Origin of the sequence: Streptomyces sp. NPDC050743 (assembly GCF_044456925.1) — a bacterium.
Lineage (GTDB): Bacteria > Actinomycetota > Actinomycetes > Streptomycetales > Streptomycetaceae > Streptomyces.
This window is the reverse complement of record NZ_JBITGJ010000002.1, coordinates 177,173-190,426: the sequence shown is the minus strand read 5'-3', so window position 1 is coordinate 190,426 and position 13,254 is coordinate 177,173. Positions and strand designations below refer to the sequence as shown.

Here is a 13,254-nt window from a genome sequence, read left to right as displayed (position 1 = left end):
GGCATTCCGTACTAAATACGAGTGAATCCACTGCCGTTCCGGCACGGTCCGTACCCCTACTGACGGGTACGGAACGCCTGCCCGTGTATGGGCCATCTCGATGTCACCCCGGGGCCCGCAGAGAGGTAGGGTCGGTGGTGGTCGGGGACATCCCAAACAGAGCTCGCCGGCACCGCATGGCCGGCGTACCAACGAGGAGATCGGTTCGTGACGATCCGCGTAGGCATCAACGGCTTCGGCCGCATCGGGCGTAACTACTTCCGCGCGCTGCTGGAGCAGGGGGCGGACATCGAGGTTGTGGCTGTCAACGACCTGGGTGACACCGCGACCACCGCTCACCTGCTCAAGTACGACACGATCCTGGGTCGCCTCAAGCAGGAGGTCTCCCACACCGCCGACACCATCACCGTGGACGGCCACACCATCAAGGTGCTCTCCGAGCGCAACCCGGCCGACATCCCGTGGGGCGAGCTCGGCGTCGACATCGTCATCGAGTCGACCGGCATCTTCACCAAGAAGGAAGACGCCGCCAAGCACCTCGCCGGCGGCGCCAAGAAGGTCCTCATCTCGGCCCCGGCCAAGGACGAGGACATCACCATCGTGATGGGCGTCAACCAGGACAAGTACGACCCGGCGAACCACCACGTCATCTCCAACGCCTCCTGCACCACCAACTGTGTGGCGCCGATGGCGAAGGTCCTCGACGAGAACTTCGGCATCGTCAAGGGTCTGATGACCACGGTGCACGCGTACACGAACGACCAGCGCATCCTGGACTTCCCGCACAAGGACCTGCGCCGCGCCCGTGCCGCCGCCGAGAACATCATCCCGACCACCACCGGTGCCGCGAAGGCCACCGCCCTGGTCCTCCCGCAGCTCAAGGGCAAGCTGGACGGCATCGCCATGCGCGTCCCGGTCCCGACCGGCTCGGTCACCGACCTCGTGGTCGAACTGTCCCGCGAGGTCACCAAGGAAGAGGTCAACGCCGCCTTCCAGAAGGCCGCAGAGGGCGAGCTGAAGGGCCTCCTCGACTACACCGAGGACCAGATCGTCTCCTCCGACATCGTCAACGCCCCGGCGTCCTGCACCTTCGACTCCTCCCTGACCATGGTCCAGGAGGGCAAGAACGTGAAGGTCATCGGTTGGTACGACAACGAGTGGGGCTACTCCAACCGCCTCGTCGACCTCACGGTCTTCGTCGGCAACCAGCTCTGATCGCCGCGAACAGCGGCAGCAGGACCTTGAAGTGAGAGCAGGGCTCGGGCAGCGCACCGCCGCGCTGTCCGGGCCCTGTCTCGCGTACGGACCACGTCCTTTTACGATCAGGTGCACCACGAGCCCTCCTTTGGAGTCCACTCAATGAAGACGATCGACGAACTTCTCGCCGCCGGCGTGAGCGGCAAGCGGGTCTTCGTCCGCGCCGACCTCAACGTGCCGCTGGAGAGCGGCACCATCACCGACGACGGCCGGATCCGCGCCGTGCTGCCCACCGTCAAGGCCCTCGCGGACGCGGGCGCCAAGGTGGTCGTCGCCTCGCACCTGGGCCGCCCCAAGGGCGCCCCGGACCCCGCCTTCTCCCTCGCGCCGGCCGCCTCCCGCCTGGGTGAACTCCTCGGCTCCGCCGTGGCCTTCGCGACCGACACCGTGAGCCAGTCCGCCCAGGACGCGGTCGCCGGCCTGAGGGACGGCCAGGTCGCCGTCCTGGAGAACCTCCGCTTCAACCCCGGCGAGACCAGCAAGGACGACGCCGAGCGCGGCGCCTTCGCCGACCGGCTCGCCGCCCTCGCCGACGTCTACGTCGGGGACGGCTTCGGCGCCGTGCACCGCAAGCACGCCTCCGTGTACGACCTCCCGGCCAGGCTGCCGCACTACGCCGGCTACCTCATCGCCACCGAGGTCGGCGTCCTGAAGCAGCTCACCGAGGACGTCAAGCGCCCGTACGTCGTCGCGCTCGGCGGCGCCAAGGTCTCCGACAAGCTCGCCGTCATCGACCAGCTGCTCGGCAAGGCCGACCGCCTGCTCATCGGCGGCGGCATGGCCTACACCTTCCTCAAGGCCAAGGGCTACGAGGTCGGCATCTCCCTCCTGCAGGAGGACCAGATCCCGACCGTCACGGAGTACATGGAGCGCGCCGAGAAGCAGGGCGTCGAGCTGGTGCTCCCCGTCGACGTCCTGGTCTCCCGGGAGTTCCCGGACCTGAAGACCAAGGCGCCGGCCGACTACGACGTGGTCGACGCGGACAAGATCCCCGCCGACCAGGAGGGCCTGGACATCGGCCCGAAGACCCGAGAGCTGTACGCCTCGAAGCTCACCGACGCCGCGACCGTGTTCTGGAACGGTCCCATGGGCGTCTTCGAGCACCCCGACTACGCCGGGGGCACCCGGGCCGTCGCCCAGGCCCTCGTCGACTCGGACGGCTTCACCGTCGTCGGCGGTGGTGACTCCGCCGCGGCCGTGCGTACGCTCGGCTTCGACGAGAACGCATTCGGCCACATCTCGACCGGTGGCGGCGCCTCCCTCGAATACCTCGAGGGCAAGACGCTCCCCGGCCTCGCCGCACTGGAGGACTGACCTCGATGAGCACGCGCACGCCGCTGATGGCGGGCAACTGGAAGATGAACCTCAACCACCTTGAGGCCATCGCGCACGTCCAGAAGCTCGCCTTCGCCCTGGCCGACAAGGACTACGAGGCCGTCGAGGTCGCCGTCCTGCCGCCCTTCACCGACCTGCGCTCGGTGCAGACTCTGGTCGACGGTGACAAGCTCAAGATCAAGTACGGTGCCCAGGACATCTCGCAGCACGACTCCGGCGCCTACACCGGCGAGATCTCGGGTCCGATGCTGGCCAAGCTGAAGTGCACGTACGTTGTCATCGGCCACTCCGAGCGCCGCCAGTACCACAACGAGACCGACGAGCTCGTGAACGCCAAGGTCAAGGCCGCCTACAAGCACGGCCTGACCCCGATCCTGTGCGTCGGCGAGGAACTGGACGTCCGCGAGGCGGGCAACCACGTCGGCCACACCCTCACCCAGGTCGAGGGCGGTCTGAAGGACCTCCCGGCCGAGCAGGCCGAGACCATCGTGATCGCCTACGAGCCGGTGTGGGCCATCGGCACCGGCAAGGTCTGCGGCGCCGAGGACGCCCAGGAGGTCTGCGCCGCCATCCGCGCCAAGATCGCCGAGCTGTACTCGCAGGACGTGGCCGACAAGGTCCGCGTCCAGTACGGCGGCTCCGTGAAGGCCGGCAACGTCGCCGAGATCATGGCGCAGGCCGACATCGACGGCGCCCTGGTCGGGGGCGCCTCGCTGGACGCCGACGAGTTCGTCAAGATCGTGCGCTTCCGCGATCAGTGACACACGCCGCGAGTAGGCGGTAGCGGCGATACGTCGTACTCTTGCGGGGGCACAGCCGACGTGCTGTGCCCCCGTCGTCCATCCGAATCCGAGGAAGTTGGTCCAGCCGTGGTTTTGGGGTTCTCGATCGCCCTGATCGTCTTCAGCCTGCTGCTGATGCTGCTGGTGCTGATGCACAAGGGGAAGGGCGGCGGCCTCTCCGACATGTTCGGTGGCGGCATGCAGTCCTCCGTCGGCGGCTCCTCGGTCGCCGAGCGCAACCTGGACCGGATCACCATCGTGGTCGGCCTGCTGTGGTTCGCGTGCATCATCGTCCTCGGCATCCTGGTGAAGACGAACAGCTGACGCACCCGCGCAGCACACACATCACGCATATTCGGTACGTAAGGCCCCATGTTCGGTACGCGCTCCTGGGCGCGGCCTATCATGGGGCTTGCGTCTGGATGTGGGGCTGGTAACTCCAATGACTGGACGCGCGTTGGGCCTTACGTAGACTGAGGCGCTCGCGGCGAAGCGGAACGCCGACTCGCTTCGCGGCACCATCACGCAGGGAGTTACGACCGTGGCAAGTGGCAACGCGATCCGAGGAAGCCGGGTCGGGGCGGGGCCGATGGGCGAGGCCGAGCGCGGCGAGTCCGCGCCGCGGCTGCGCGTCTCCTTCTGGTGCTCCAACGGGCACGAGACGCAGCCGAGCTTCGCCAGCGACGCGCAGGTCCCCGACACCTGGGACTGCCCGCGCTGCGGCTTCCCGGCCGGGCAGGACCGGGACAACCCGCCGGACCCGCCGCGCACCGAGCCGTACAAGACGCACCTCGCGTACGTACGGGAGCGGCGCAGCGACGCGGACGGCGAGGCGATCCTCGCCGAGGCGCTCGCCAAACTGCGGGGCGAGATCTAGGAGTTGAGACCGGCCGGGTGCCTTCGGGTGTCCGGCCGGAGCCGTATCGCTCCGCACCGGCCGACCGATTGTCAGTGGTGCCCTCTACGGTTTTCGTGCAGGCGAGAACTGGGCGGGGGGAGTTCCGGCAGTGGTCGAGGCGGGGGAGAGGCACGCGCCGGCGTGGCGCGGGGGCTTCGGACGGCTGTGGACGGCTGCGGTGGTCTCCCGGTTCGGGGACGCCCTGCGCGCGGCCGCGCTCCCGCTGCTCGCGGCGTCGCTGACCGACCGGCCGCTGCTCATCGCCTCGGTCACCGCGTGTGGTTATCTGCCCTGGATCGTCTGCGGGCTGCTCGGCGGCGCGGTCGCCGACCGTGTCGACCAGCGGCGCGCGATGTGGGCCGTCGACGCCGTGCGCGGGCTGCTCATGGGTCTATTCGCGGTGGCCGTCGCCTGGGGGTACGCCTCGATCGCGCTGCTCATCGCCCTGGCCTTCACCCTGACCACCCTCCAGACGCTGTTCGACAACGCGGCCACGGCCCTGTTGCCGGCCCTGGTGGAGGGGCAGGCGCTCGGCAGTGCCAACGCCCGGCTGATGACCGGCCAGAAGATCGCCGGCGGCCTGCTGGGCGCGCCCGTCGTGCCGGTGCTGATCGCCGCCGGAGCGGCCGTCCCCTTCGCGGCCGACTCCGCCACCTTCCTCGTGGCCGCCGCACTGGTCGCCTCCCTGCGGACCGAAGCACCCGAGCGCGCGGCCGGAGCGGCGGGCGGCGGCCTGCGCCGGGAGATCGCCGCCGGCCTGCGCACCCTGTGGCACGACCGGACGCTGCGCGGGCTGTGCGCCGCCACGGCGCTGTGCAACATCGGCATGGGCGCCCTGATCGCCACCCTGGTGATCCTGGTGACCGGCTGGCTGCACGCGGGCACGGCCGGATACGCGGCGGCGACGACCGCGTACACCCTCGGCGGTCTGGCCGGCGGAGCGCTCAACCGGTGGGTCACCGCCCGGCTCGGCCCCCTGCGGACCGTACTGCTCGCCGGCGCCGTGCAGATCGGCGCGCTCGTCGTCATGGGTTCGGTGCGCAGCCTGACCGCTCTGGTGGCCGCCCTCGCGGTGTTCGGCTGCATGGGCATGCTCTGGAACGTCAACACCACGACACTGATGCAGCAGCGCACCCCCGCCGGGCTGCTCGGCCGGGTCAGCTCCGCCTTCCGCACCCTCGCCGTCGCCGGAGCCCCGGTGGGCGCCCTGCTCGGCGGCGTCGTGGCCACAGCCTGGGGCCGCAACACGCCGGCCCTGCTGACAGCGGCCTTCTTCGTCCTGTCCGTCACCGCGCTGAGACCGGCCCGCAAGCCGGACGTACCTGTTGTTGCGCCGCAGGACGACGTCACGACGGCTCGTGCCGCGCGCTGATCAAATAGGTTGGAACAGCTGGGACAGGCACGAAAGAAGGCGGAAGTCGGAAATGAACGCAGACGGCCGTACCAGGCTCAACCAGACGCCCGAATGGACCGCTCTCGCCAAGCACCGGGAGGAGCTGGCCGACACCCATCTCAGGGACCTGTTCGCCGACGACCCCGGTCGCGGTGAGGGGTACACGCTCCAGGTCGGCGATCTGTACCTCGACTACTCGAAGCACCTGGTCACCGACGAGACGCTGCGGTTGCTGCGCGAGCTGGCCGCCGCCACGGACGTGTTCGGGCTCAGGGACGCCATGTTCCGCGGCGAGAAGATCAACGTCACCGAGAACCGTGCGGTCCTGCACACGGCGCTGCGCGCCCCGCGTGAGGCGGTGATCGAGGTCGACGGGGAGAACGTCGTGCCGAAGGTGCACGCCGTCCTCGACAAGATGAGTGACTTCGCCGGCCGCGTCCGCTCCGGCGCCTGGACCGGCCACACCGGCAAGCGCATCAGGAACGTGATCAACGTCGGCATCGGCGGCTCCGACCTCGGCCCCGCGATGGCCTACGAGGTGCTGCGCAGCTTCACCGACCGCGCCCTGACGGTCCGCTTCGTCTCGAACGTGGACGGCGCCGACCTGCACGAGGCCACCCGGGACCTGGACCCGGCCGAGACGCTGTTCATCATCGCCTCCAAGACCTTCACCACCATCGAGACCATCACCAACGCCACCTCCGCGCGGACGTGGCTGCTGGACGCGCTCGGCGACCAGTCGGCGGTCGCCAAGCACTTCGTGGCGCTGTCCACGAACGCGGAGAAGGTCACCGAGTTCGGCATCGACCCGGACAACATGTTCGAGTTCTGGGACTGGGTCGGCGGGCGTTACTCGTACGACTCCGCGATCGGCCTGTCCCTGATGATCGCCATCGGCCCGGAGCGGTTCCGGGAGATGCTCGACGGCTTCCGGCTGGTCGACGACCACTTCCGCACCGCACCCGCCGAGGCCAACGCGCCTTTGCTTCTCGGCCTGTTGGGCATCTGGTACGGCAACTTCCACGACGCCCAGTCGCACGCCGTCCTGCCCTACAGCCACTACCTGTCGAGGTTCACCGCCTATCTCCAGCAGCTGGACATGGAGTCCAACGGCAAGTCGGTGCAGCGCGACGGCCGGCCGGTGGAGTGGCAGACCGGGCCGGTGGTGTGGGGCACGCCGGGCACCAACGGCCAGCACGCTTACTACCAGTTGATCCACCAGGGCACCAAGCTGATCCCGGCGGACTTCATCGGCTTCGCCGAGCCGGTGGGCGAGCTGAGCGAGGAACTCAAGGCGCAGCACGACCTGTTGATGGCCAACTTCTTCGCCCAGACCCAGGCGCTCGCCTTCGGCAAGAGTGCCGAGGAGGTCCGCGCGGAGGGCGTCCCCGAGGAGCTGGTCTCGCACAAGGCCTTCCGGGGCAACCGGCCGACGACGACCATCCTGGCGAAGGAACTCACCCCGTCCGTGCTCGGCCAGCTGATCGCGCTCTACGAGCACAAGGTGTTCGTGCAGGGCGCGGTGTGGAACATCGACTCCTTCGACCAGTGGGGCGTGGAGCTGGGCAAGGTCCTCGCCAAGCGCGTCGAGCCGGCGCTCACCGAGGGGGCGGAGGTCTCCGGCCTCGACGCCTCCACCGAGGCGCTGGTCGGCAGATACCGGGAGCTGCGCGGCCGGAGCTGATCCGCCCGCCGAGCCGGCGCGGCGACTTTTTCTGTGCGTTCTCTTTGCACATCCCTTAAGGTTCGGGGGATCTTCAGGGGAGGAAGCGCATGGTGCACAGAGGGTTCGTCGCGGCGGTCGCGGCGGCCGTCATCGTGGTGTCGGCGGCCGGGTGCGGCAGCGGACACCAGTCGGCGGAGTCCAAGGACGGCCGGGCCACGAGCACGGCCGCGTCGGCCTACTCCGGGCTGTCGGCCGTTCCGGAGCGGCTGGGCGAGGACGGGACGACCATCACGGTCGGGGACCCGGCCGCCCCGGTGACCGTGCACCTGTACGAGGACCCGCGGTGCCCGGTGTGCAAGGAGTTCGAGACCACCGGTGGCGCCCCGCAGTTGCGCGCGGCGACCGTCCGGCGGGAGGCGAGGACCGAGTACACCCTCGCCTCCTTCCTCGACGACCGGCTCACCGGCTCCGGCTCCCGCAAGGCGGTCAACGCCCTGCGGGCCGCGCTGGACAAGGGCAAGTTCGCCGAATACCACGACGTCCTCTACGCCCACCAGCCCGCCGAGAGCGTCGACGGGTTCACCGACGCGTATCTGCTCAAGCTGGCGGGCCGGGTCCCCGGACTGCGCGGGCCGGACTTCGACTCGGCCGTGAAGACCATGAAGTACCGCTCGTTCGTGACCCGGTCGGAGAAGGCGTACGAGGAAGCGGGCGGAGCGCAGGACCCCCAGGGCCCCGGCACCCCCACCGCCGAGATCGACGGCATACGCGTCCCCGCCGAGTACAACGGCGTGCTGTTCGACGGCGATGTGTTCTCCGGGCTGCTCGCGAAGATCCGGGAGAACCCCGACGTGGGGCAGGACGCCGGCTGACCCGTCCCGCCGGCTGGTCCCTGCCACGCGGTCGCCTGAGCCGGGGGCTCAGGCCACCGCGCTCAGTGTGTCCGCGAGGCGGCTGCGGGCCGCGCGGGCCGCGGGCAGTGCGGCGAGGCCCGCCGCCCCGAGCACGGCCGCCGCGCCCAGCGCGAGCAGCAGCGCGGGCGAGGGGGACTGAGCGATCCCGGCGCCGATACCGCTGGAGCTGCCCTGGGCGTCGATCAGCCGGCGGCCCAGCGGCAGCCCCAGCGCCGTGGCGGCGATCATCGCGGCCAGGGCCGTACAGCTCGTCGCCGTGACGGTGATCGCGGTGATCTGCCGTGGCGACATGCCGATCGCCTTCAGCGCCAGCACGTCCCGCTCGCCCTCGCGGACGCTGCCGCCGATGGCGGTGAGCAGTTCGACCAGCCCGATCAGGGCCAGCACGGCGATCAGCCCGGCGACGACTCCGCGCAGCGGGGACAGGCCGTCGGCCGGGTTCGTCACCGTGTGCACGTCGAGATGGCCCCGGCCGGCCCGGGCCAGCGCGGCGGCCACGTGCTGCGGGTCGGTGCCGGGACGCAGCCGCAGTTCGTAGAAGGCGGGGGTCAGCGCGGGGTCGTTCTCGCGGAGGGTGTCCAGGGAGGTGGTCACCACCCGGCCGGCGTTCTGCGGTTCGATGCTGCGGCCCACGATGTGCAGGATCTGCGGCCGGTCGCCCACCGTCATGCGCACCCAGTCGCCGACCCGGGCGTGCAGCAGGTCCAGCAGGCCCTGGCCGGCCACCGCCTCGTCGGGTCCGCGTGCGGCCCGGCCCTCGGCGAGGGCGTAGGGGTAGGGCTCGGCGCGGGTGCCGACGCCGCGCAAAGCGATGGTGCCGGTCTGACCGGGGACCAGCGCGGCGACCTCGACGCCCGGATAGGCGGCGGCGACCCGGTGATCGCCGGTGAGCCACGACCGTACGGCGGATGTGTCCATGGCACCGTCGGAACGGACCGTCAGGGCCGTCGGCACACCCATGCGGGCCGGCCTGCTGTGGAAGCGGTCGATCGTGGTCCAGGCGCTGAGCGCCACCACGATCAGCAGCAGCGGCAGCGTCAGCCGGGCCACGGTGGCCAGCGACCGGCCGCGACCCGCGAACGCCTTGTGGCAGCCGAGGACCAGCGCGGCCGGCAGCCGCAGCCCGAGCGCCCGCCGGGCGAGGCCGGTCAGCCGTCCGCCGGCCGTCGTGGCCGGGCGCGGCACCGGGACCGGCGGCACCCGCCCGGCCCGCCACGCCGCGAGCCCCGTGGTCAGGCCGATGAACAGCACCGCGCCCACGGGCACCACGAACAGCGCCACGGTGTGCCCCGGTAGCCCCTGCCACACGCCCACGGCGTCACCTAGCCGGCCGGGGATCCGGCTGCCCAGGGTCTTGGTGAGCGCCGCGGCGGCCACCGTGCCGAGCAGCGCGTACGTCAGATGCTGGAGCAGGAAGACCCGCACGACCTGGCCGGGGGTGAAGCCGATCGCCTTCAGCACCGAGATGTCCCGCAGATGGCCGCGGATGCGGGTGGCGATCGCCCCGTGCACCGCGAACCCCGCGGCGATCAGGGCGCCGAGACCGAACAGGCCGAGCACCTGGCCGAGCAGCCGGTTGTCGCCCTGGGCCGCGGAGCGCGCCTGCTGCCAGGTGGAGACCTCGCCGACCGCGCCCGCGCCCAGCACCGTGACGGCACGCTGCACCGCGTAGTCCGTGTCGGCCGGGTCGGCGAGGCGCAGCCCGATGACCTGGCCGCCGGGAGCGCGAACGGCGGAGGGCAGGGCCCACACCAGCCCCGGCTGCTCGCCCGCGCTGTAGCGGGGCTCGGCGCTGTCCGCGATGCCCTCGACGGTCAGGGTGCGGGCCGTACCGGGCAGCGTGAGGGTGTCCCCGGGCTCGGCCAGCAACGCCCTGGCCAGGCTGCTCTCCAGCACCACGCCGTCCGGTTCGGCCGCCTGAAGCCAGTGCCCGGCGGTGAGCAGCGGCCGGCCGACGGAGGGCGGCTCCGGCGTGCCGCGCAGCTCCACGGAGGCGCGGGTGCCGCGTACGGCGACAGTGACGGACTCGGTGCGGTAGGGGCCGGCCACGGACTCGACGCCGCCCAGCCGGGCCAGATCGCGGGCGTCGGCCGAGGGCACGGTGTGGATCCACACGTGCGCCCCCCGGGCCTGTGTGAAGACGCGCTGCCAGGGGTTGGTCGCGTACCCGAACAGGGCGGTGGCCAGCAGTAGCGAGACGACGATCCCGGCGGTGGCCAGCACGAGGAACAGCGCCTCGCCCCGGTGGGTGCGCAGGTCCGAGTGCGCCCAGCGCAGGGTGGCTCGTACGTCCCGCAGATCCAGCACGGTCAGTCCCTCAACTCCAGCACACCCAAGATGCCGCCGCGCCGGGGCGGCGGGGTGCCGTCCAGGGTGGCGTCGTCGGCTATCCGGCCGTCGAAGAAGCTGATCACGCGGTCGGCGGCGCTCGCCAGCCGGGCGTCGTGCGTGACCAGCACGATCGTCTGCCCGCGTCCGTGGAAGCGGGACAGCAGCCGCATGACCTCGTGGGTGCCCTTGCTGTCCAGGCTGCCGGCGGGCTCGTCGGCCAGCAGCAGCGGCGGATGGTTGACCAGGGCCCGGGCCAGCGCGACCCGCTGCTGTTCACCGCCGGACAACTCGCCCGGCATGCTGCGCTCCTTGCCCTCGAGCCCCAGCTCGGCCAGCAGTTCCTCCCGCTCGGCGCGGGCCTTCCTCGGCGGAACCCCGGCGAGCAGGGCGGGCAGCTCGACGTTGTCGGCGACCGACAGGTTCGACACCAGGTTGAAGAACTGGAAGACGATCCCGATGGCCTTGCGGCGCTCCACCGCCCAGCGCGCCTCGCCGAAGGAGTCCGTGCACCGGCCGTCCAGCCAGATGCTGCCCTCGTCGGGGCGCTGCAGTCCGCCGAGCAGATGCAGCAGCGTGGACTTGCCGGCGCCGGAGGGGCCGGTGATCGCCACGAACTCGCCCCGCGCCACGGACAGGTCGACCCCGCGGACGGCGTGTGCCGGGGCACCCTCGCCGTGGTGGGTCTTGACCAGACCCTCGGCGCGCAGCACCGGAGTAGCGTCCTCGCTCATTCCAGTTCCTCCTGGCACCGCTCCAGCCAGTCGAGATCGGCCTGCAGATGCAGCATCGCGCCCTCGATGAGCAGATGGGCGATGCGGTTGTCCCGGTTCTCGGCCGCGGCCAGCTTCGACAGGTTGCGCATGGTGTTGAGGTACTGGCGCCGCTGCCGGTTGATGAGGGCGATCTGGTCGGCGAGGCCGGTCTGCGGGGCGAGGGCGAGCTTCATGAAGAACTCGTCCCGCACCCGCGGCTCGTCCTCGGTCTCCTCGAACCAGGCGTGCAGCGCCTCCCGCCCGGCGTCCGTGAGGTGGTAGACCTTCTTGTTGGGCCGGCTGGACTGCTCGACGTCCTCGCCCTCGATCAGTCCCGACTTCTCGAGGCGGCCGAGGGTGACGTAGATCTGGCCGACGTTGGGCTGAGGGTACGCGGAGCCCAGCACTTGCTCAAGGTCCTGCTTCAGCTCGTAGCCGTGGGCCGGGCCGCGGGCGAGGAGTGCCAGGAGGGGCAGGCGCACTCGTGCTGTCCTCCTGTCTGCTCAATGTGCTCCAGGCCCTAGTATCGCCCATACCTAACAGGTATACATGGCCTCTGACTCCCGGGCGAGGACGCCCGGAGCCGTGTGTACGTGTTCAGGGAGGAACCTATGCGGTGGATACGCGCCGCCGGTAGGGGCCTCCTCGTTCTCGTCGTCATCCTCACCGGGTACGTCGCCTCCGGCGCCCGTGCCGACGAGGGCACGGGCGACGGCCGCGGCCCGCTCACCCTGGCCACCGCCGGCGACCTCACCGGCTATCTCGCCCCGCTGCTCCAGGGCTGGAACCGCACCCATCCCGGCGAGAAGGTCACCCTCGTCGAGCTGCCCGACTCCGCCGACGAGACCCACGCGCAGATGACCACCGACCTGCGCGGCGGCGACCGGGGCCGGTTCGACGTCCTCAACATCGACGTCAACTGGACCTCGGAGTTCGCGGCGGCCGGCTGGATCCGCCCGCTGCCGCCGGACCGCTTCCCGCTGAAGAGCTTCCTGCCGCCGGTCGTCGACACGGCCACCTACGACGGTCGGCTGTACGCGGTGCCGTACGTCACGAATGCCGGACTTCTCCTCTATCGCAAGGACATCCTCGCCAAGGAGGGCGTGCCGCCGCCGCGCACCTGGGCCGAGCTGGAGCACGACGCGAAGACCATCGCGCCGAAGTACGGACTCGGCGGCTACACGGGCCAGTTCCTGCCCTACGAGGGCCTCACCGTGAACGCGGCCGAGGCCGTGTACTCGGCGGGCGGCACGATCCTCGGCGACGAGGGCACCCGGGTCACCGTCGACTCCTCCGCCGCCCGCGAGGGCATCGGCTTCCTCGCCCGCGGCGTCCGCGAGGGCTGGATACCGAAGGCGGCGCTGACGTACAAGGAGGAGGAGTCCAAACAGGCCTTCCAGGACGGCAGGCTGCTCTTCCTGCGCAACTGGCCCTACGCCTACGCCGTCGCCTCCGCCAGGGGATCCAAGGTCGCCGGAAAGATCGGCGCCGTACCGCTGCCCGGCCCCGACGGGCCGGGGACCAGTGTGCTCGGCGGCTCCAACCTGGCCGTCAACTCCCATACGGAGCACCCCGATTCGGCCGCCCGACTGATCGCCTACCTCACCAGTGCGCCCGTGCAGCGCCAGGTGCTCACCCGGGGCGCGCTGCCGCCCGTGCGCGCCGCGCTCTACGAGGACCCCGGACTCGTACGGCGGTTCCCCTATCTGCCGACCCTGCGCACCGCCGTGCTCACGGCCCGGCCGCGCCCCAAGAGTCCGCGCTACGACCAGGTCAGCCTGGTGGTGCAGGCCGTGATGCAGGATGCGCTCAGCGGGCGCCAGACGCCCGAGCAGGCCGTGCGCCGGCTGGCGCACGAGCTCGACGCGATCGCCCGCCGATAGTTACTTGTTAAGTAACGCGCAGATCTCATCTCGACGCGCGATG

Annotated in this window: 12 protein-coding genes; 9 read left to right on the top strand and 3 right to left on the bottom strand. The window is 70.8% G+C overall.

The window, feature by feature from the left end; all coding sequences use genetic code 11:
• Positions 1 to 207: 207 nt before the first annotated feature.
• The 8 genes from gap (at position 208) to ACIBJF_RS03300 (ending at position 8,203) form a co-directional block, all read left to right on the top strand.
• Positions 208 to 1,215 carry a type I glyceraldehyde-3-phosphate dehydrogenase gene (gene gap / locus ACIBJF_RS03335; protein WP_055709530.1) on the top strand — a complete coding sequence of 336 codons (1,008 nt, stop codon included), beginning with the start codon at positions 208 to 210 and terminating at the stop codon, positions 1,213 to 1,215.
• Positions 1,216 to 1,359: 144 nt separating this feature from the next.
• Positions 1,360 to 2,571: a phosphoglycerate kinase gene (locus ACIBJF_RS03330; protein ID WP_399171957.1), complete on the top strand. Its 1,212-nt coding sequence runs from the start codon at positions 1,360 to 1,362 to the stop codon at positions 2,569 to 2,571.
• A 5-nt stretch (positions 2,572 to 2,576) separates the two neighbouring features.
• Entirely contained in the window at positions 2,577 to 3,353 is a 777-nt protein-coding gene (tpiA, locus tag ACIBJF_RS03325; RefSeq protein WP_399171956.1) for a triose-phosphate isomerase, read from the top strand.
• Between the two features lie 108 nt (positions 3,354 to 3,461).
• The gene (gene secG / locus ACIBJF_RS03320) at positions 3,462 to 3,698 is read left to right on the top strand and encodes a preprotein translocase subunit SecG (RefSeq protein WP_399171955.1); all 237 of its coding nucleotides are present in this window, start codon (positions 3,462 to 3,464) and stop codon (positions 3,696 to 3,698) included.
• A 217-nt stretch (positions 3,699 to 3,915) separates the two neighbouring features.
• Positions 3,916 to 4,251: an RNA polymerase-binding protein RbpA gene (locus ACIBJF_RS03315; RefSeq protein ID WP_078066843.1), complete on the top strand. Its 336-nt coding sequence runs from the start codon at positions 3,916 to 3,918 to the stop codon at positions 4,249 to 4,251.
• Positions 4,252 to 4,381: 130 nt separating this feature from the next.
• Complete coding sequence (locus ACIBJF_RS03310) at positions 4,382 to 5,644, top strand: MFS transporter (protein WP_399171954.1); 1,263 nt, start codon at positions 4,382 to 4,384, stop codon at positions 5,642 to 5,644.
• A gap of 52 nt (positions 5,645 to 5,696) precedes the next feature.
• Complete coding sequence (pgi, locus tag ACIBJF_RS03305; RefSeq protein WP_399171953.1) at positions 5,697 to 7,349, top strand: glucose-6-phosphate isomerase; 1,653 nt, start codon at positions 5,697 to 5,699, stop codon at positions 7,347 to 7,349.
• Between the two features lie 89 nt (positions 7,350 to 7,438).
• Positions 7,439 to 8,203 carry a DsbA family protein gene (locus ACIBJF_RS03300; protein ID WP_399171952.1) on the top strand — a complete coding sequence of 255 codons (765 nt, stop codon included), beginning with the start codon at positions 7,439 to 7,441 and terminating at the stop codon, positions 8,201 to 8,203.
• Positions 8,204 to 8,251: 48 nt separating this feature from the next.
• Here ACIBJF_RS03300 and ACIBJF_RS03295 read toward each other — a convergent pair whose 3' ends face one another.
• The 3 genes from ACIBJF_RS03295 to ACIBJF_RS03285 are packed head-to-tail and all read right to left on the bottom strand — an operon-like array spanning position 8,252 to position 11,810.
• On the bottom strand, positions 8,252 to 10,552 hold the full coding sequence (locus ACIBJF_RS03295) for an FtsX-like permease family protein (protein WP_399171951.1): 2,301 nt from the start codon (positions 10,550 to 10,552) through the stop codon (positions 8,252 to 8,254).
• A gap of 2 nt (positions 10,553 to 10,554) precedes the next feature.
• Positions 10,555 to 11,307: an ABC transporter ATP-binding protein gene (locus tag ACIBJF_RS03290; RefSeq protein WP_399171950.1), complete on the bottom strand. Its 753-nt coding sequence runs from the start codon at positions 11,305 to 11,307 to the stop codon at positions 10,555 to 10,557.
• Complete coding sequence (locus ACIBJF_RS03285) at positions 11,304 to 11,810, bottom strand: PadR family transcriptional regulator (RefSeq protein ID WP_365722258.1); 507 nt, start codon at positions 11,808 to 11,810, stop codon at positions 11,304 to 11,306. The genes ACIBJF_RS03290 and ACIBJF_RS03285 overlap by 4 nt, the downstream gene beginning before the upstream one ends.
• Positions 11,811 to 11,939: 129 nt before the next feature.
• Here ACIBJF_RS03285 and ACIBJF_RS03280 point away from each other — a divergent pair, with 129 nt between their 5' ends.
• Positions 11,940 to 13,211 carry an ABC transporter substrate-binding protein gene (locus tag ACIBJF_RS03280; RefSeq protein ID WP_399171949.1) on the top strand — a complete coding sequence of 424 codons (1,272 nt, stop codon included), beginning with the start codon at positions 11,940 to 11,942 and terminating at the stop codon, positions 13,209 to 13,211.
• Positions 13,212 to 13,254: the final 43 nt, after the last annotated feature.

Bases quoted from the DNA above. Each gene is read 5' to 3' on its own strand.
- ACIBJF_RS03330 (WP_399171957.1), top strand. From the start codon at position 1,360: ATGAAGACGATCGACGAACTTCTCGCCGCCGGCGTGAGCGGCAAGCGG.
- tpiA (WP_399171956.1), top strand. From the start codon at position 2,577: ATGAGCACGCGCACGCCGCTGATGGCGGGCAACTGGAAGATGAACCTC.
- pgi (WP_399171953.1), top strand. From the start codon at position 5,697: ATGAACGCAGACGGCCGTACCAGGCTCAACCAGACGCCCGAATGGACC.
- ACIBJF_RS03300 (WP_399171952.1), top strand. From the start codon at position 7,439: ATGGTGCACAGAGGGTTCGTCGCGGCGGTCGCGGCGGCCGTCATCGTG.
- ACIBJF_RS03290 (WP_399171950.1), bottom strand. From the start codon at position 11,307: ATGAGCGAGGACGCTACTCCGGTGCTGCGCGCCGAGGGTCTGGTCAAG.
- ACIBJF_RS03280 (WP_399171949.1), top strand. From the start codon at position 11,940: ATGCGGTGGATACGCGCCGCCGGTAGGGGCCTCCTCGTTCTCGTCGTC.